Source organism: Pseudarthrobacter sp. PH31-O2, from assembly GCF_030063265.1.
Classification (GTDB): domain Bacteria; phylum Actinomycetota; class Actinomycetes; order Actinomycetales; family Micrococcaceae; genus Arthrobacter.
This window is the reverse complement of sequence record NZ_JASIST010000011.1, coordinates 55600-73617: the sequence shown is the minus strand read 5'-3', so window position 1 is coordinate 73617 and position 18018 is coordinate 55600. Positions and strand designations below refer to the sequence as shown.

The 18018-nt window shown below is 63.1% G+C and carries 17 protein-coding genes and 3 pseudogenes; 8 read left to right on the top strand and 12 right to left on the bottom strand.

Annotated elements, in window-relative coordinates; all coding sequences use genetic code 11:
* Nucleotides 1-62: 62 nt before the first annotated feature.
* The gene (locus QMG72_RS15460; RefSeq protein ID WP_226776078.1) at nucleotides 63-218 is read right to left on the bottom strand and encodes a hypothetical protein; all 156 of its coding nucleotides are present in this window, start codon (nucleotides 216-218) and stop codon (nucleotides 63-65) included.
* A gap of 31 nt (nucleotides 219-249) precedes the next feature.
* Nucleotides 250-411 (bottom strand): hypothetical protein, encoded by a 162-nt coding sequence (locus QMG72_RS15455; RefSeq protein ID WP_282359661.1) that lies wholly within the window; start codon nucleotides 409-411, stop codon nucleotides 250-252.
* A gap of 449 nt (nucleotides 412-860) precedes the next feature.
* On the opposite strand from QMG72_RS15455, the gene QMG72_RS15450 reads away from it, so the two are divergent.
* Entirely contained in the window at nucleotides 861-1223 is a 363-nt protein-coding gene (locus QMG72_RS15450) for a DUF488 domain-containing protein (protein WP_282359662.1), read from the top strand.
* Nucleotides 1224-1619: 396 nt separating this feature from the next.
* Here the strand turns inward: QMG72_RS15450 and QMG72_RS15445 are convergent, their stop codons facing one another.
* Nucleotides 1620-2063 carry a hypothetical protein gene (locus tag QMG72_RS15445; RefSeq protein ID WP_283480968.1) on the bottom strand — a complete coding sequence of 148 codons (444 nt, stop codon included), beginning with the start codon at nucleotides 2061-2063 and terminating at the stop codon, nucleotides 1620-1622.
* A 1126-nt stretch (nucleotides 2064-3189) separates the two neighbouring features.
* Here QMG72_RS15445 and QMG72_RS15440 point away from each other — a divergent pair.
* The 4 genes and pseudogenes from QMG72_RS15440 to QMG72_RS15425 form a co-directional block, all read left to right on the top strand.
* Entirely contained in the window at nucleotides 3190-3603 is a 414-nt protein-coding gene (locus tag QMG72_RS15440; RefSeq protein WP_282359664.1) for a hypothetical protein, read from the top strand.
* A 64-nt stretch (nucleotides 3604-3667) separates the two neighbouring features.
* The gene (locus QMG72_RS15435; RefSeq protein WP_282359665.1) at nucleotides 3668-3859 is read left to right on the top strand and encodes a hypothetical protein; all 192 of its coding nucleotides are present in this window, start codon (nucleotides 3668-3670) and stop codon (nucleotides 3857-3859) included.
* Nucleotides 3860-4029: 170 nt separating this feature from the next.
* Nucleotides 4030-5351 (top strand): annotated as a pseudogene (locus QMG72_RS17865) (ISL3 family transposase).
* Between the two features lie 27 nt (nucleotides 5352-5378).
* Nucleotides 5379-5651 (top strand): annotated as a pseudogene (locus QMG72_RS15425) (transposase); the annotation flags it as partial.
* 631 nt (nucleotides 5652-6282) lie between these two features.
* Here QMG72_RS15425 and QMG72_RS15420 read toward each other — a convergent pair.
* The 5 genes and pseudogenes from QMG72_RS15420 to ychF form a co-directional block, all read right to left on the bottom strand.
* Nucleotides 6283-6672, bottom strand: a complete 390-nt coding sequence (locus QMG72_RS15420; RefSeq protein WP_282359666.1) for a hypothetical protein — start codon at nucleotides 6670-6672, stop codon at nucleotides 6283-6285.
* Between the two features lie 846 nt (nucleotides 6673-7518).
* Nucleotides 7519-8064: pseudogene (locus QMG72_RS15415) on the bottom strand (transposase); the annotation flags it as partial.
* A gap of 423 nt (nucleotides 8065-8487) precedes the next feature.
* Nucleotides 8488-8937 carry a hypothetical protein gene (locus QMG72_RS15410; protein WP_282359668.1) on the bottom strand — a complete coding sequence of 150 codons (450 nt, stop codon included), beginning with the start codon at nucleotides 8935-8937 and terminating at the stop codon, nucleotides 8488-8490.
* A gap of 25 nt (nucleotides 8938-8962) precedes the next feature.
* Nucleotides 8963-9229: a DUF6507 family protein gene (locus QMG72_RS15405; RefSeq protein ID WP_348774699.1), complete on the bottom strand. Its 267-nt coding sequence runs from the start codon at nucleotides 9227-9229 to the stop codon at nucleotides 8963-8965.
* A 309-nt stretch (nucleotides 9230-9538) separates the two neighbouring features.
* Complete coding sequence (gene ychF / locus QMG72_RS15400; RefSeq protein WP_282359670.1) at nucleotides 9539-10624, bottom strand: redox-regulated ATPase YchF; 1086 nt, start codon at nucleotides 10622-10624, stop codon at nucleotides 9539-9541.
* A gap of 91 nt (nucleotides 10625-10715) precedes the next feature.
* Here ychF and QMG72_RS15395 point away from each other — a divergent pair, with 91 nt between their 5' ends.
* Nucleotides 10716-11996: a DNA recombination protein RmuC gene (locus QMG72_RS15395; RefSeq protein ID WP_282359671.1), complete on the top strand. Its 1281-nt coding sequence runs from the start codon at nucleotides 10716-10718 to the stop codon at nucleotides 11994-11996.
* Between the two features lie 21 nt (nucleotides 11997-12017).
* Here QMG72_RS15395 and QMG72_RS15390 read toward each other — a convergent pair whose 3' ends face one another.
* Nucleotides 12018-13109 (bottom strand): 4-hydroxy-3-methylbut-2-enyl diphosphate reductase, encoded by a 1092-nt coding sequence (locus QMG72_RS15390; RefSeq protein WP_226776073.1) that lies wholly within the window; start codon nucleotides 13107-13109, stop codon nucleotides 12018-12020.
* A gap of 9 nt (nucleotides 13110-13118) precedes the next feature.
* Nucleotides 13119-13997, bottom strand: a complete 879-nt coding sequence (locus QMG72_RS15385) for a hypothetical protein (protein WP_282359672.1) — start codon at nucleotides 13995-13997, stop codon at nucleotides 13119-13121.
* A 235-nt stretch (nucleotides 13998-14232) separates the two neighbouring features.
* Here QMG72_RS15385 and xseA point away from each other — a divergent pair, with 235 nt between their 5' ends.
* Nucleotides 14233-15519, top strand: coding sequence for an exodeoxyribonuclease VII large subunit (xseA, locus tag QMG72_RS15380; protein ID WP_282359673.1), 1287 nt, complete (start codon nucleotides 14233-14235; stop codon nucleotides 15517-15519).
* A 96-nt stretch (nucleotides 15520-15615) separates the two neighbouring features.
* Nucleotides 15616-15852 carry an exodeoxyribonuclease VII small subunit gene (locus tag QMG72_RS15375; RefSeq protein ID WP_226776070.1) on the top strand — a complete coding sequence of 79 codons (237 nt, stop codon included), beginning with the start codon at nucleotides 15616-15618 and terminating at the stop codon, nucleotides 15850-15852.
* 15 nt (nucleotides 15853-15867) lie between these two features.
* Here the strand turns inward: QMG72_RS15375 and QMG72_RS15370 are convergent, their stop codons facing one another.
* Complete coding sequence (locus QMG72_RS15370; protein ID WP_226776069.1) at nucleotides 15868-16722, bottom strand: PPK2 family polyphosphate kinase; 855 nt, start codon at nucleotides 16720-16722, stop codon at nucleotides 15868-15870.
* A 75-nt stretch (nucleotides 16723-16797) separates the two neighbouring features.
* Nucleotides 16798-18018, bottom strand: coding sequence for a pyridoxal phosphate-dependent aminotransferase (locus QMG72_RS15365; RefSeq protein WP_226776068.1), 1221 nt, complete (start codon nucleotides 18016-18018; stop codon nucleotides 16798-16800).

Here is an 18018-nt window from a genome sequence, read left to right as displayed (position 1 = left end):
CCTCTTCTTTTCGACGGCGGCCGCTGAATGTGACCGCCCAGACGGCAGCCAGCTGCTCCGCCCTATCGTGCGATGGGGAGGATCGGGTATGAATAGCCGCCCCACCAGTAGGGGGCAAAGCCGAAGTAGCTGTACGAGTTCTGGTGGTACTTTTTGTCGTTGACCAGTTCTGGGTCGTACGGCGGTGCACCGGCCACCCGCTCCTTAGTTTGTGCCATTAACGCCGGCCGTGACTGGGCACGCGGGCTCTTAGCCGAACGCTCCGACTCCGTCGATCGACGGAGCGGGCTCCTTGAGGTCCTTGACGGGCTCGGTTTCGACCCGGCGCCGGACGGCGATGTCGTCCAGGTGCGGCGGTGCCCATTCCGCGATGCTGCACGGCGTCACCCGCTGGTGGTCTGCTCGGTCCACCTTGGACTCGTGCAACAGTTACGCGACGGCGACGGCGACACGCCGCCGGACGTGCGTCTGCTCCCCTTTGTTCAACCAAGTCTGTGCGTCATTACCCTGACCTGATTCGTCCACCGCCACCGAACCGATTGATGTTAGGCTCCGGGCTTGGATCGATAGCGGTGACGGTGCCGCCCTGTCCTTCGACCATTAGCGGACGACCACACCCGATGCAAGGCGCCGCGCAGCAAGGAAAGAGCGGTTGGCACCCGAGGGTCTCGGCGACCAGGTCACTCTCGCAAGCCTGCTGAGCGGTCCGGTGCATCCTCATGGTGATGTGGCTCCTGCAGGGATCGGGAGAGCATAATGTCACCGAGGACAAAGACCCACAGGGTTTTTGGCCGCTTCCGGCGTCGCTTTCCCAAGAAAGGTATCGGTGCCGTGCCGCAAGTCAGCGAGGAGGCTGGGGAATGTCGACTACAACTGATGTTCAGGTGCGCCGGGTCTATGATCCGATCAGGGACGACGACGGCGTCCGGGTTCTGGTAGACCACATCTGGCCCCGCGGGATGACCAAGGCCAAGGCGGCACTGGACGAGTGGTGCAAAGACGTCTCCCCGTCAACGGAGCTGCGCAAATGGTACGGCCACGACCCTGCCAAGTTCGACGAGTTTGCCAAGCGCTACAAGGCCGAGCTTAAAGAACCCGCCCGGGCGCAGGCGCTTAACCATCTGAGCGAACTCGCCAAGGACCAACGGCTGACGTTGCTGACGGCAACCAAAGCCGCCGACATCAGTGAAGCCCATGTCTTGGCCGACCTGATCGGACGGTAGCCAAGGTGCATCCGGCGCACCTCAGGAGAAGGAATTCCGGAAGGAACCGATCCATGACTTGGAACCGGACAACCACTGACGCGTCCGGAGCTGGAGACTGACCCGGATTTCGTTGACTCGAGACCTTAGACCGACGAGGGGACGTCCGGTTAATTGGTTCTGGGACTTGACCTTGGGCCGTCATTCTTTGTACGGCAAACATGCTGACAACATCGGTGGCAACGGGTCTCAGAAAGCGCATGGCCGCCAAGAACATGTGTTCTTGGCGGCCATCGCAAAAGGTCTCGTGAGGTCAGGAACTACACATTGAACCTGAACTCCACCACGTTCAGCAGTCGAACAACGTCACGGGCGGCCTTTCGTGCGTCTCAGAACGGGATGTCGAGGATGACGGCTTCACTGGACGGGGCGCCTAAATGGGTCGGGCCACCACCAACGATGCCGCGACCGGCGCTCAGCCCTGCGGCGGGCCGCGTCGAGATAGTCCTTGAGCGCCGGATCAAAGACCGACTGAGGCAGATTCAGCGTCGCACGGCTCAACTGGCATCCTGCCAGCAGATCGCTGATCTCCCCCGGGATCATCCGCATCCCCTGACTACCTTTCACGGACCGCCTGAGCCGTCCGCCCTGCTCCGTGAGCCGCATCCCCCAGGACGAGTCGACCTCAGCAAGGCCGGAACCGACCAGGATTGCTATTGCCGTCTCTACCCGTTCCCTTGAAGGGACGTCGGCCTGCAGCATGTCCCACCCCGGCAGCAGCGTACTGAGCGTCGAGGAGCGCTTCGCATCACGTAGCAGGGTCATGAGCGTCGCAGCGTCAGACATTTCCATGCGATTCATGCCGTTCAGGCTAGCGCACTCCGAGCAACCCCTCCTCGGGAGCGATCTCCATCTCGGAAGAACGCTACGTTCCCCAACGCAGATTGGCTCCTATTTCTCAGTCGATGTGACCGAGCGACTCGCTTGAAACCACAATGGCGGTCCCGTACTCAACCCACTCCTCCCGGCGGCCCTCCCGAAAAAGTCGGGAGGCTGTTCGCTGACACTCCTGCAAGTCGTTCCACGGACCACGGGGGCTACCTCCCATAGCATCCGCGAGGCGTTTCGCCTCAACAACACGGGATTCTCCTGGCTGGGTATGCACTTGGTACATGTAATCAGGCTCTTCAGAATTGAGAGTGTAGTCAGCGCTGCCGCGTGAGAGGTGCGGGGCGGGGGTGAGGGCCTTGGGAGAGAATCGGATTGTCTAGATCGTAATTTTTAAGGGCCTGCTTCTACGCGTCGAAACCGGCGAAACCCTCAGCGGCTGCCCGGAGTGCGGCGTCATCGCGATCGGCCACGGCCGCCGTCAATATGAACCGGGTCTGGAAAGATGCAGCTATTGGTGCTGTCGGTGGTGGGCTTGGTGGCACCGCGGGGGGATTTCTGGCGCGGGGGGCGAACGCTGCCCGCGTGGCGACGTCGGCGGGTTCAACCTCACGCGTGGTGACCACGAGCAACGCTGTATTGCGTAGCTCCGTGGTCCGGTCCTCCCTGGCCGCAGGCACGGGCGGTTCAGGCAGCAATGTGGTGTCTTACGCTTTGGACGATAATGAAGTCCAGACGATCAATGGTTATTTCGCCACGGCCGGCACCGGTTTCGTGACCGCAGCTGGCGGCTCTGCTGTGTTCAGTAAGCTTGGATAATCATTCGGAACAGTGTTGCCAACCGCCTTCCGGGGTCGATGGGTCCAGTCTCAAGCGGTCAGCACGCTGGCGCACCCGATAACTGGGGATCAATTTTGACGGAGGACCTAACGAATCGGTTAGGTGGGTCTGTCGTTGGTGCGGTCAATACGGGACTGCAGCCAGGTGATGCTAGGCGCGAGGATTTGTTAAACGGCGCGGTCCAGGGGTTTGCCAACGGTTCCGCTGGGCCCGGGAGTGGACGTCGTGCGAGTGGCTGGTGATCGGAATGGGAGATGGAATGGTTAAGACGGACGACGGTTCGGGGCGTATACCCAAGCGGCCGACGTTGAAGTGGTATTGGAACGTGCTGGGAGTCTTAGTTCTCGGGTTCGGTGCTTTTGTTTTGCTGCTTTCCGTATGGGATTCGATCGGTGTCGAGACTATCCGTTGCGAAATACTCACCGCGAAACCGGAAACGAGTTCTGGCGGATCTAGGGGTTCGGCATCGACGGCGGGGGTTTTCGTTGAGACGGCGAACTGCGGAAGTATCTATGTGTCTCCGAGGGTGACTTTTGACAATCAAGACGAGGTTGCTGCGTCTTTCAAGCCTGGCAGTGAATACGATTTTGATATTGGCTGGTTCTCGCGAGTACTGACTAAGGGAATCCGGAATGAAACCCCATCTGTGCAGGATTATCGGATGGTGAAATGAGAGCCGTTGTTTAGCGACTGACGGTCGAGAAGCGAGTGCCCATGATGTCATGTCGGGCATTTGAATGACGCGGGGGAGCGTACCCGGCGGGGCCGGTCTGAGTGTGTTGTCCGGGCTGGCGGGTGTGTTGCTGACCGGGATCACCCTGACCGGCAACGGCGGCCTTGACGTCGCGGGTCTGGAAAGCTCGGGGCGCGGGCGATTGACCCAGTACGACAGCTCCTTCCGGGGAGCGTTCGCTGCGGCCGGTCACTGAATGGACCAGCAGGCATATCTGGTCCTTCGCAGATGAGCGTGGTTAGAGGGTTCTGAGACTGGCGCCGTGGCGTAGGCCGTTCCGGGTGCGGCGTGGTGCGGCGGGAAAGAGGTCAGGGCCTCTTTGAATTGGTAGCGACCAAGCAACCAATACCCAGAAGAGACCCTGACATGAATAACTCTATGTCTTGCTCCGACGGCCGGTGGCGCACGCGCGCGGATGCGCTGCTCGGTGTCGAGGGCATCCACGTCAACTCCGTCACGACATCCGGGACCGGCCTGGTGCTGCGCGTTGAAACCGGGGAGGACGTCACTGGCTGCCCGGACTGCGGTGTTGTTGCGGTCGGCCATGGCCGCCGGCAGGTCCGGCTCCATGACATTCCCTGTTTCGGCCGTCCGGTGCGGCTGCTGTGGGCCAAGCGTCTCTGGCGGTGCCCGGACCCGGACTGCCCGAAGACCACGTTCACCGAAGAGCACCCACTGGCCGGTCCCCGGGCGAAACTCACCAACCGTTCCGTGAACTGGGCGACCGATGCGCTCCAGCATTTCGCCACGTCGGTCTCGGCCCTGGCCCACCAGCTCGGCGTCTCCTAGCACACGGTCTGGCACGGGATCAGGGCAGAGGCCGCACGGCGGATCGCTGACAGGGGCGACTGAAGGGTGTGGATGCGCTGGGCGTCGATGAACATGTCTGGGCTCATACCGGTCCGCCCGGCACGGGGATGGTCACCGGGATCGTGGACCACACCCGCGATGCTGACGGCGTTGTTCACGCCCGGCTGCTGGACCTCGTTCCGGGACGTTCCGGAAAGGCCTACGCCGACTGGCTCAAAGACCGCGGTACCGGGTTCACCGCCGGGATCAAGACAGCCGCGCTGGATCCGTTCCGCGGCTACGCGAACGCGATTCGCGACGAACTGCCCGAAGCCATCACGGTTCTGGATGCGTTCCATGTCGTGAAGCTGGGTTCGGCCATGGTGGATGAGGTCCGCCGCCGGGTCCAGCAGGACACCCTGGGACACCGCGGCCGCAAGGGCGATCCGCTCTACGGGATCCGCCGGACCCTGCAGATCGGCGCCGAACACCTCACCGAGAAACAGGCTTCACGGCTCGACGCGAAACTCTCCGCCGGGGACCCGGACCACGAAGTCACCCTCGCCTGGCAGTGCTACCAGAAGCTCCGCAATATCTACCACGCCCGCCCGGAACACGGCAGGGCACTCGTGGCTGAGGTGATCGCGTCGTTCCTGACCTGCCCCCTCCCGGAAGTGGCCCGGCTCGGCCGGACCCTGCGGGCCTGGAAAGCCGCGGTCCTGGCCTACTTCGACACCAACGGCGCCTCCAACGGCCCCACCGAAGCGATCAACGGCGTCATCGAAACCACCCGCAGAATCGCCCGCGGCTTCCGCAACTTCACCAACTACCGGCTCAGATGCCTGCTCGCCGCCGGCGGACATCGCCCCTACCGGGCGAAACAAACAAACCATGCCTAAATGCGAAGGGCCACCAAAGGCCGGGAGATGATGCAAGCTGTCATTGACTCCCTAAGCGCTGGCGTCCCCGCCGCGTTGACCGAGCTCAGGACTCTCGGGCGAACCCTCAAACGCAGCGCCCGAGACGTGCTGGCCTACTCTGACCGACCCGGCACATCGAACGGCCCCACCGAAGCCATCAATGGCCGGCTCGAACACCTCCGCGGCTCCGCCCTCGGCTTCCGCAACCTCACCAACTATGTCGCCAGGTCACTGCTGGAATCCGGAGGATTCAGACCGAAACTACACTCTCAATTCTGAAGAGCCTTATTTCCGTGCTTGAGATCATTCTCAGTAAGTGAACCACAAGATTTATTCGCCACTTCTCGGGAACTCGTATCTTCGCTCAATGCGGCAACCACCCCTGTTCTTTTCCAACGGCGTTTGCCAGTTCAGTCAACGTCCCTGCGTAGCTTGGAGGGAGATCAGGTTCCAGGACAGTCACCTCCCACACCCGAGTAGAGCGACCCGCTTCAAACGCCGGGCTCGGCGACGACGAAGCCAACTAGTACGCCTTGCCACCACGCGGTCTAGCCACACCAAGCTGTGGGGCTTGGGAGTCTCGCACCAACAGGATTCGGGGGCTCGCGAGCAAAGTAACTGCTCGACGTTCTTCTGTCGCGGCTTTTATACGCTATTCAAATCGGAAACGACCGTCCCCCACGGGTACCAAACCCACCCCGACTGGCTATTATTGAAGAGCTTCTGGGCGCGGCTGATGCAATCGTAGGCATCTTGACGTGCGTCATCCTTCCCAGGGACAAGTTCCCTGAGTAATTCCTTCGTACCCAGTCTTTTTTCCTGCATCCCGGGTTTTATAAATTCGTATGTCCACCGGTTCGTCAGTCCAAAAATGCCAACTTTTTCATACTCGACAGCCCTTAAAAAGATCTTAGGATAAGACATTTTGTTCCTTCAAGTCCCAGGCGGGCTGGTGGTCTCTTGTGTATCGCTGATATCCTGAAACGCGACGGAATTTCATGTTGTAATACGGACTAGATTCTAGGGGGTCGAGAAAGTCGGGCCGAAGACTTTCGTCCGGGGATCCGATGTCTACCAAATTTTTGCCCTGCATCATTTGATAATCGATCCACTTTTTATTCGCCCAAATATGTATACCGTCTCGCACTTCGGGGGAAAAGTGGGCATCCGTAAAGTCGTAGCCTGATGCACCTTTATAATATCCCATTCCATGCGCATCAGTGTAAGGCGCCACACGGTATTTCATGACTCTGCCCATGGCCATCGTTCCAGCGTCGGGACGGGCGGTGACTGCCCTCATCACCTTCTGCCCAATCTTATGTCCGGCGGCGCCACCAACACCGCCAAGGCCCGCTCCGCACACTGCTCCCTGCGTAGTCGCGCCGAATGCACCTGTGACAGTGTGGGGGCCGGGGCCCGTGCAGTAACCATAGGTACCTTCGACACTGCCACTGATGCCCCCTGAACCTGCCGCGGCCGCAACCACGCTCTACATCCCTGTAGGGCCGGCTCGAGATGCCAATGCTGCGGTGCCGACCCCCCCCGAACCCGCCCAAGACAGCGCTGAACCCGACCTGCAAAGGGTCTACCTCACCAGTTGTGGCCTTTTGAATGATCATGTCGGCACCGGCACCGACGAGCATCATTCCCACGGGCCCGCCCACGCCGGTGGCGATCATGACGCCACCGGCAATGACCATGGCACCCCCGGCCAGATACTCCCAGTTCTCGCCGAGCCAGTTCCCGGCGGCGGCGAACGCTCCCCGGGAGGAGCCGTCGTAGGCCTTCAGCTCCTCACCAGTGAGCGGACGCAGCCCGGTGGGGTCGGTGGACAGGAAACCCCGGGTTGCCGGGTCGTACGCCCGCGCCCCGAGCCATTCCAGACCCGCGACGTCCAGTCCGCCGTTGCCGGTCAGGGTGATCCCTGCCGGCAGCGTACCTGCCAACCCGGATACAGCACCCAAACCAGCGGCATCAGCACCGGCAGTGCCACCCGGACCCGGGGCAGGGGCTGTCGGCGCGCCGATAACAGCCCACGGGTCGGTCTGGTCGGTGGGCCGGGCGGCGCGCCAGCCCGGCGCGGTCCAGGCGTCGCCGATCCCGGTGACACCACCAGGCAACGACAGAACCTGCCCGCCACCGATACCGGTGACGGTGGGGATCGGGCGTGCGGTCGGCAACGCTGCCGCACCAGCTCGGCCGAGCACTCGGTCTGTTCCGCGGCGAGATCGGCGTGGATGCGCCGGTAGCCGTAGGTGCCCTCGGACTCCTCGAAGAAGTGCTGGATCCGCTCGGTCAGGCCCTGCCGGCGGGCCGAGGTGGCCGATTGAGGACGGGCGGCCCAGACCGAATTCAGGTTGGCGGGCTCACTTTTCTGGGAGTCGATGTATTCGTACTTGCTCACTACCGCTGCTCCCGCGCGAAGTAAGCGGTGGCTTTTCAGGAAAGCAGTCTCCGCCCGTAGCTCCTGATTTCCCCTCTCGAGCTCCTTCAGCCGGGCCCGTTCCGGCACTGTCAGATCCGCCTCCGTGCCGCCGTTGGCCTCACGGTACTTGACCAGCCAGTTCCGGAGCGTCTCGGGGCCGACACCGTACGCGGTGGCCACGTCCTTGATCGGCTTGGACGTGTTGATCACCTCCCGGCACAACTCGTCCCTGAACTCCTGGGTAAATCGCTTCCGTGATGCGGTCATGCTGATCTCTACTTTCGGTAGACCCCCATTTTAAGAGGGCCCACTGTCCGAGATCTCCGCGGCAGCCCAGACACTGTGTGTTACAGGAGGCGATTTAGCTCCAGCAGGCGCCCGCTGGGCGAACACACCGGCCGCAACGGTATCGGGGCCAGAAACGCTCACTATCGACCCGGTTCGGACCGCAGCCCGGCTCCGTCGCACAGCAAGGGTCCTGGACATCAACTCTTAGGTGGAACAACTACGATGCCTGGGGCGCATTGGGATAGGTCCCGCAACCGAGGGAGCATTGTCTCACACTCCTGCGCAACGGCTACCGGTTCTTCACGAGTCCGCCAACGCCGTGGCAAAGGTGTCTGGCAAGTATCCGAAATGATTTATTCAGATAACTTGTGCAGCTGATAAAGTCGCCGAACGGCGGTCTAGCTACACATTGAATATAAATTCCACCACGATGAGCTGGTCCTTGACCATAGTTTTCTTCTCGACCGATGTCGGGAACGCGTCAATGTCTGCATCCAGTTGCTGCACTCCGCGGCCATAGGCCTCCAGCCGCTGCCGCAGGTCCCGGCAGGTTGACGAGAAAGCCCTCAGAGACTGGGATGTCTGCTGGGCGTCCTCCGCGACTCGTGCCGCCAGCGGTGAAACCCTGGAGAAGGCCGCCAGAACGGTGGGGGACTCCTCGGAGGCATAGGAGGCGCCTAATCCCGTCCAGGTCTGCGCCGCGGTGTCCATGCCATTGCGGAATGCCGCAGCGTGGATGGTGAGATCGGCGGCTGCGGAGTCGAGCGAATCGGAGTCGGGCAGACGGAACCCCCCGGAGGGATCCAGTCCGGAGGCTCCGACAGCTGTGCAAACCTCTGGCGCTAAGACCACGTCGCTAACCCTTCAACTTCGGCGATTACTGGGGCAGGGGCCGGTGACGAGTGCCCGGCATTTCAGTATCGGAGCCGGCCATAGCCGCGCTTCGCTGGGCCCCGGCGGCCATATCGAGGTCGCCCTGAGCGTAGAAACTAACTGCCTGCACCGTCGACGAGACGATCGTCCCGGTCCGGGCCAGCGCTTCCCTGGTGTTCGGGCCGAGAGTGTTGGTAACAACGTCGTTCAGGGCCGCTACAACGACTCCCCCGGGGATTGATGACGCGGCGAGGGCAACTGCCTGCTCCATACCGGAAACCGCCGGTTCCACCGCCTCAGCCCTGGCCCCATAAGGAAACGACCGAGATGGCCCCCTCCCCGGTCGGCATCAAGGGGTTAGCTGTGAAATGACTCGTGAGCGCTGGTAAGGGAAAGACCCGCATCGCCTCGCGTTGGAGTCGCAGGTCATTGGGTATCCGAGGAAAAAGCCCGAAATTTCCTATGCACCCGGACTCCGTCCGAAGGTCCTTGACGCTACGACTATCAATTCTGTTACAAGAAATGCCGCCCTCGTTCGTTTTCACGGAGGGCGGCATTTCAACTGATTCAGGCGAAGAATCTACACATTAAATCTAAATTCAACCACGTCGCCGTCGGCCATCACGTATTCCTTGCCTTCTATCCGGACCTTGCCCCGGGACTTCGCCTCGGCCATGGAACCGGCTTCGATGAGATCGTTGAAGGAGACGACCTCGGCCTTAATGAATCCGCGCTGGAAATCAGAATGGATCACGCCGGCGGCCTGCGGGGCCGTATCACCCTGGTGGATGGTCCACGCCCGGGTTTCCTTGGGGCCGGCCGTCAGGTAAGTCTGGAGTCCAAGGGTGTGGAAGCCGACGCGCGCCAGCTGGTCGAGTCCGGATTCTTCCTGGCCGTTCAGTTCCAGCATCTCGCGGGCTTCCTCCTCGTCCAGTTCCACGAGGTCGGACTCGAGCTTGGCGTCGAGGAAGATGGCGTCTGCCGGGGCAACCATGGCCCGCAGTTCTTCCTGCTTCTCGGGGCTGCCGAGGATACCTTCGTCCGCGTTGAAAACGTAGATAAATGGCTTGGCCGTGAGGAGGCTGAGCTCCCTGAGGTGTTCCATCTCCAGCTTGTCGCTCTTGACCGAGGAGAAGATGGTGTCGCCGCGTTCCAGGACGGCCTGGGCCGCCTGGATGGCTGCAAGTTCAGCCGCTTCCCGCTTCTTGATCTTGACTTCTTTTTCGATCCGGGGAATTGCATTTTCAATGGTCTGCAAGTCAGCCAGGATCAGTTCGGTGTTGATGGTCTCCATGTCGGAGCGGGGATCCACCTTGCCGTCGACGTGGATGACGTCGGGATCAGCGAACACACGGACAACCTGCGCGATGGCCTCGGCCTCGCGGATGTTGGCAAGGAACTTGTTTCCCAGGCCTTCGCCCTCCGAGGCGCCCTTGACGATACCGGCGATGTCCACAAACGACACCGGAGCCGGCAGCAGACGCTGGGACCCAAAGACGGCGGCCAGCTTGGCGAGCCGCGGGTCCGGCAGGTTGACCACACCAACGTTGGGCTCGATCGTGGCGAACGGGTAGTTCGCTGCGAGCACCTGGTTGCGGGTCAGTGCGTTGAAAAGAGTTGATTTGCCGACGTTGGGCAGTCCGACGATGCCAATAGTAAGAGCCACGAGGACCAATTCTACCCGCTTGCGGCCCGGGACCGGGACCGCTGCCGGGAGTCGGACGCAAACTGTCACAGGGGCATGCCAGAGTGAAGGCATGGACGCTTTTGCACTGATCCTTTCACTTCTGATGCTTCTCATTGGCGCCGTCGCCGGCGCCGTCGTGGCCTACCTGCTGGTGCGGCGACGAACCGCCGCGGTGGAGCACGACTTCGACGCCGTCTCGGGCCGGCTTGCCGAGGTCAGCGCCCAGTTCGCCGCGGCGGACGCCGAGCGGCGACTGCTGGCAGCCCAGAACCGGGAACTCGGCGAATCCCGGAACCAGGACGGCAGCGTACTGCGGGCCCTGGCCCCGGTGGCGGAGAAGCTCACGGCCGTTCAGCGGCAGGTTTCGCTCCTGGAACGCGACCGCCTGGAACAGTACGGGCAGCTCGCGCAGCAGTTGCAGGAAGCCCGCCTTTCCGACGAACAGCTGCTGCGCTCAACGCATGCCCTTGAGTCCGCGCTGCGGTCCAACAGCGCCCGCGGACAGTGGGGTGAGGTCCAGTTGCGCCGCGTGGTCGAGGCCGCGGGGATGCTGCGCCATGTGGATTTCCACGAGCAGGTCCACAGCGGGCAGGCCCACGGCGCAACCGAGGCCAGTGTCCGGCCAGACCTGGTGGTGCAGCTTCCCGGTCAGAAGCAACTCGTCGTCGACGCGAAGGTACCGCTCACGTCATATCTGGCGGCACAGGAGCTTGGTGCGTCCGCCGCGGGCCCGCCCCACCCACAGTCGCTGGGCGGGCAGCAGGCTCATCTCCTGGCCCATGCCAAGGCCTTGAAGGCCCATGTGGACGCGCTGAGCGGGAAAAAGTACTGGGACATTCCGGGCAACTCCCCGGAACTTGTGGTCTGTTTCCTGCCGGCCGAATCGATTCTCGCGGCCGCGCTGTCCGCGGACCCGGCCCTGCTGGACTATGCCCTGTCCAAGAATGTGGTGCTGGCATCGCCCTCAACCTTGTTGGCAGTGCTGAAATCCGTAGCCTTCACCTGGCGTCAAGACGTCCTGACGGACAGCGCCCGGGAGCTGTTCGAACTTGCCCGCCAGCTGTACGAACGGATGGGAACGCTCGGTGAGAACGTCACCAAGCTCGGCTCCTCGCTGAAAACCTCCGTGGAACGCTACAACTCCCTGGTGGGAACCCTGGAGGCGCGGGTGCTGCCGACGGCCCGGAAGCTCAATGCCCTGGACGCCGCAGGTCTGGTCACACCTGCTGCCGTGGAGGTGACGCCGCGTTCCGTGGCCGCCCCCGAACTCCAGCCCGGGAACGGTTCCGGGACCTCGGCCGGGAACCCCGGCAGCGACTCGGGCGAGGAGGTCCGGGAATCGGCAGCCTAGCCGGCCCGGGGCCGGGAGTTCCTAAGAGGTCTGGGTGGTGCGTGCCCCGCGGCCGCCGAGGGCACGGGTGACGTCCCCGGCCTGCTTCAACGTGGCGCGAAGTTCTTTCGGCAGCGAGAAAAGCAGGTCTTCCTCGGCCGTGACGACTTCCTCGACGGTGCCGTAGCCGTAGTCAGCCAGCAGTCGCAGGACGTCCTTGACCAGGACTTCCGGAACCGAGGCGCCCGAGGTCACACCAACGGTCGCCACCCCTTCGAACCAGGATTCGTCGACCTCGTTGGCGAAATCCACCCGGTAGGAAGCCTTCGCGCCGTACTCCAGCGCCACTTCCACGAGCCGGACAGAGTTCGACGAGTTTGCCGATCCGACGACGATGACCAAGTCGGCCTGGGGTGAGATCTTCTTGATGGCGACCTGTCGGTTAGTTGTCGCGTAGCAGATGTCGTCGCTGGGCGGATCCTGCAGGGTGGGGAACCGTTCCTTGAGGAGCCGGACGGTTTCCATCGTTTCGTCAACGCTGAGCGTGGTCTGGGAAAGCCAGATGACCTTTTCCGGGTCCCGGACCGTAACCTTGCCGACCTCGTGCGGGCCGTTGATGATTTGGATGTGCTCGGGAGCCTCGCCTGCCGTTCCCTCGACTTCCTCATGGCCGTCATGGCCGATTAGGAGGATGTCGAAGTCGTCCTTCGCGAAGCGCACGGCTTCTTTGTGCACCTTGGTGACGAGCGGGCAGGTCGCGTCGATGGTCCGCAGACCCCGGTCCTCGGCAGACTGGACCACAGCCGGCGAGACGCCGTGGGCAGAGAAGATCACCAGGGCACCCTCGGGGACCTCGTCGGTCTCGTCAACGAAGATTGCCCCTTTTTCCTCCAAGGAGCTCACCACGTGCACGTTGTGGACGATCTGCTTGCGGACGTAAACCGGAGGGCCGTAGTGCTCCAGCGCTTTTTCCACCGCGATGACTGCCCGGTCGACGCCGGCGCAGTAGCCGCGCGGCGCGGCGAGCAGAACCCTTTTGGGGCCCGCTACGGCGGCTGCCGCCAGCACTTCCTCCGGCGAACGCCGACGGCGCGGGACGGTTGGCATCGGAATGGACACGGCTGTGGAGGTCATGCCCCAATGCTACCGGTGTTGAGGGACCTGCTGCTGTGCCAGCGGTTGCGGCACCCGGCGGTGGGGGCGGGCGCGCAGGATCAGGCCGGCCGCGAGCAAGACGCCGCCAGCCGCCGCTGCCGCCAGGATCCACTGGCCGAAACTTGAGCTGGCAGCGGAGACGAACTCGCTCTTGAAGATCTCCGCGACCGCGTTGCCGCTGGACGTTCCCTTCACCGCACTCCCGGCTGCGCCGGCAGCAAGCTGCCAGGCTCCGGCCAGCACGAGGGCACCGAGCCCGATCCCGGCGAGGACTGTGGGGCGCCGCCGGGCGGCCACGAAGGCCAGCGCGAAGGAGATGAGGGCGCCGGCGGCGAGCGGGTAGCCAATCGGAGCGACAGCGGAGACCCGGTCCAGGATCTGCCGGTGCTTCGGTTGCCCAAGGGTAATCGGCAGCTGGTCAGGGGCCGTCAGCTGCAAGGAGGTGGCTTCCGCCACCTGGTTCGCCACCAGACCGACGAGTGGGGCGAGGTCCAGCGTCAATGAGGTTCCGGTGCCCGTGCCGGCGGGACGAGCCTTGGGGTCGGCGAAATTCAGCCGGTGGCTCTTGCGCAGGGTTTCGGTCCAGGCCTCGGGATAGCCGGGCATGGCCGTGAGGGACTTGGCGGCACGTTGCAAGACTGGCGTAACGAGTCCACTGATCGCCGGGGGAATTTGATCCGCGCCGAGGCTGCCGACCGCGGCGCCGGCCAGCCGCTGCTGGAACGCCGGGTCCTTGCCCAGCGGGGCGGCGAACGCCACAAAACCGTCCTCCTGCACGATATTCCGATCCACCCACATGGCTGGAATAGCGACAGCCGTAAGGACAAGACCGATGATTACCGCTACGGCCGAAACAAAAGTGCGCACAAGGATTCCTAGGAAATTGACGGGTAGTGCCATCTTACGGGGGGCGTCCTGCCGAACAATAAAGTCGCGCCCCCATGGTAGGCCTATGGATAGAGTTGAACCCGACACATTCGAGTTGTCCGCCGCTGGCCCTTCCTGATGCGCAATCGCCGAGAAGGACCCGTGCGGGCCGCCCCGCCCCGGCAAAGGACACCTATCCATATGCACCAGGCCATCCCCGTACCGGGGTACCGGCATGTCTGAGGACGCCGCAGCAGCCACGACCGTTCCGGCCACGGCGGCAGAAACCAGCCCCGACAATCCTTGGCCCTTGCAGCTGTTGTCCCAAAAGCTCAAGACGCACATTGACCGCGCCCCGTCCGCCTGGGTCGAAGGCCAAGTGATCGAACTGAACCGGCGGGGCACCAACGCCTACCTCACGCTGCGAGACATCGACGCCGAAATCTCCCTGCCTGCGTCGGTCTGGACTAATGTGCTGGACCGGCAGGAAAGCCCGCTGGAACGAGGCTCCCGGGTCGTAGCCCTGCTCAAGGCGGAATTGTGGCTCAAGACCGGCAGGTTGAACATGTCGGTAAAGGACATCCGGCCGGTTGGCCTTGGTGACCTGCTCGCACGGATCGAGCGGCTCCGGCATGCCCTGGCGGCGGAAGGGCTCTTCTCCGATGCCCGCAAGAAGCGCCTGCCGCTGCTTCCGCACCGGATCGGCCTGATCACCGGGCGCAACTCGGACGCCAAGAAGGATGTGCTGCGCAACGCAGCACTGCGCTGGCCCGCTGTGGAATTCGAAGTCCGAGAGGTGGCTGTCCAGGGCAACACTGCGGTCGCACAGGTCATCGCCGCACTCCGCGAACTGGATGCGGACCCGGCGGTGGACGTCATCGTGATCGCCCGCGGCGGCGGTGCGTTGGAGGATCTGCTGCCGTTCAGCAACGAGGAACTTATCCGTGCGGTGTCCGTCGCGTCCACACCGATAGTGAGCGCGATCGGCCACGAGGCGGACCGGCCGATTCTTGACGATGTCGCGGATCTGCGCGCCTCCACCCCGACCGACGCTGCCAAGCGGATCGTCCCGGACGTCGTCGAGGAGCTCGCCCGGGTCCGTCAGGCCCGGGAGCAGCTTCGGCGCGGTGTCACCCGACTGGTGGAACGCGAAACGGACCGGTTGGCGGCGTTGAGATCCCGTCCTGTGCTGGCGTCCCCCGACGTTATGGTCAGGAGCCGGTACGACGACGTCGAACGGCTCACCGGCCGTTCCCGGGCCGCGGTCACCACCGCCGTCGTGCGGGCGTCCGACCAGCTGGTGCACCTGAAGGCCCAGGTCCGGGCCCTCTCGCCGCAGAAAACCCTGGACCGGGGATATGCGGTAGTGCAGCTCGCCGTCGGCGGTTCGACCCCGGGCACCGGGCACGGCGTTGTGCGGCACCCCGAGCAGGCTCCGCCCGGCACTCCCCTCACCGTTCGCGTGGCCGGTGGCCGGTTCACCGCAGAGTCGACCGGTGGCCAGGAACCCGCCGAAGACTAAGTCCGGTGCCGGCAAAGCGGGTCACCGCAGAATCAAAACCCCGCCCGGCCAGCCCCGATCAATTCCTTCCCCCGACGCAACAAGGAGCAGCACACCATGGCAGCAGAAACCACGCCCGGCAACGACATTGATGCCCTGAGCTATGAGGAAGCCCGCGAGGAACTCGTCGGGGTCGTCAGCAGACTCGAGGCAGGCGGCGTAAGCCTTGAGGAGTCGCTGTCTTTGTGGGAACGCGGCGAGGCTCTGGCCAAACGCTGCGAACAATGGCTCGAGGGTGCCCGCAAGCGCCTGTCCGCGGCCCGGGACCTAGCCGCCCGGGACAGCCCGGAGTAGTCCCGGCACGGCCGCTCAGGAGCGCTCCACAAGGTCCCGCTCCAGTGCGACGTCAAGCTCGGGAACCGGCCACTCCAGCTTCAGCCCGTCCATCGCGTCCAGCAGCAGCTGCTGGACGGCGATCCGGGCGTACCATTTCTTGTTGGCCGGCACGACATGCCAGGGTGAAGCGCTGGAATTCGTGTGGTCGAAAGCCGCCTGGTAGGCAGCCATGTAGTCGTCCCAGAACGCGCGTTCTTTAAGGTCGTTGCTGCTGTACTTCCAAAGTTTGGCCGGATCGTCCAGCCGGGCGAGCAACCGCTCCTTCTGCTCATCGGGGCTGATGTGGAGCATCACCTTAACGATCTTCGTCCCGGCGGCGGTCTGCCGGGCTTCGAATTCGTTGATGGCCTGGTAGCGGCGTTCGAGTTCCTTCGGATCCGCCCAACGGTGGACGCGGTGGATCAGGACGTCCTCGTAGTGGGACCGGTCAAAGACTCCCACCATGCCGGCCGCGGGCACTTCCTTCTCGATCCGCCACAGGAAGTCATACGACTTCTCCTCGTCAGTGGGGGCCTTAAACGACCTCAACTGGACCCCCTGCGGGTTCATGGTGCCCATCACGTGGTTCACGATTCCACCCTTGCCAGCGGTGTCCATGGCCTGCAGGATCAACAGGAGGCGCTTGGTGCCGCCGAACCGGGACTCGGCAAAGAGCTGCTCCTGGAACACCGTCAGGTTATCGTCCAGGTCGGAGAGCAGCAGCTCGCCATCACTTTTGTCCCCCGGGTATCCCGGGGTGGCGTCCGGATCCACGTCCTTCAGCCTGAAACCCTTACCCACCTTCAAAGTCTCAGAAGGGTGCTGCTTGAATCTCACGATGTCTGACATCCCTTGCCTCTTTCCGGTTCAGGCAGCCTCCGTTCGGAACGCCGGACAACCGCCCGCGCCGCTGCTCAGTTCAGGCTAGTTCCCCTTGTACCGGCTCAGGAAGTCCGCCATACGGTTGATGGCCTCCTCCAGATCCTTCACAAGCGGCAGGGTGACCATCCGGAAGTGGTCGGGGCGGACCCAGTTGAAGGCGCGGCCGTGGGAGACAAGGATCTTTTGTTCACGCAGCAGGTCCAGGACAAACTTCTCATCGTCGCGGATGCGGTAAACCTCAGGATCGAGCTTGGGGAAGAGGTACATCGCCCCCCGTGCCTGCTGCGTGCTGACCCCGGGAATGGCGTTGAGCATGTCATAGGCCTTGTTACGCTGCTCGAGCAGCCGGCCGCCCGGCAGGATCAGATCGTTGATGCTCTGGTATCCGCCCAGCGCCGTCTGGATCGCGTGCTGCGCCGGGACGTTCGCGCACAGACGCATGTTCGCCAGCAGGTTGATGCCCTCGAGATAATCCGCGGCTTCCTTTTTTGGTCCGGAAATAGCCATCCACCCCGCCCGGTAGCCGCACACCCGGTAGGCCTTGGACAGTCCGCTGAAAGTCAGGCACAGGACGTCGTCACCGGTAAGGCTGGCCATGTTCACGTGCACGGCGTCCTCATAGAGGATCTTTTCGTAGATCTCGTCGGCGAACAGCACCAGTCCGTGCTTTTCGGCCAGGACCACAATCTTCTTGAGCGTTTCCTCTGGATAGACGGCGCCGGTGGGGTTGTTGGGGTTGATCACCACGATGCCCTTGGTGCGCGGGGTGATTTTCGCTTCGAGGTCCTCCAGGTCGGGCTGCCAGCCGGACTCCTCATCGCACAGGTAGTGCACCGGCCGGCCGCCGGCCAGGGCCACGGAGGCCGTCCAGAGCGGGTAGTCCGGCGTGGGGATGAGGACCTCGTCGCCGTCGTCCAGCAGCGCCATCAAGGACATGGTGATAAGTTCGCTGACGCCGTTGCCAAGGTAGATGTCATCGACGTGGATGTTCTGGATCCCGCGGGTCTGGTAGTACTGGGAGACAGCTGTCCGGGCCGAGAAGATGCCACGGGAGTCGCTGTAGCCCTGGGCGTGCGGCAGGTGTCGGATCATGTCCACCAGGATCGCGTCCGGCGCTTCAAACCCAAACGGGGCCGGATTTCCGATGTTCAGTTTGAGGATCCGATGACCCTCCGCCTCCATTTGCTGGGCGGCCTGAAGGATTGGTCCACGGATGTCGTAAAGGACATTATGAAGCTTGGTGGACTGCTTGAATTCTGCCAT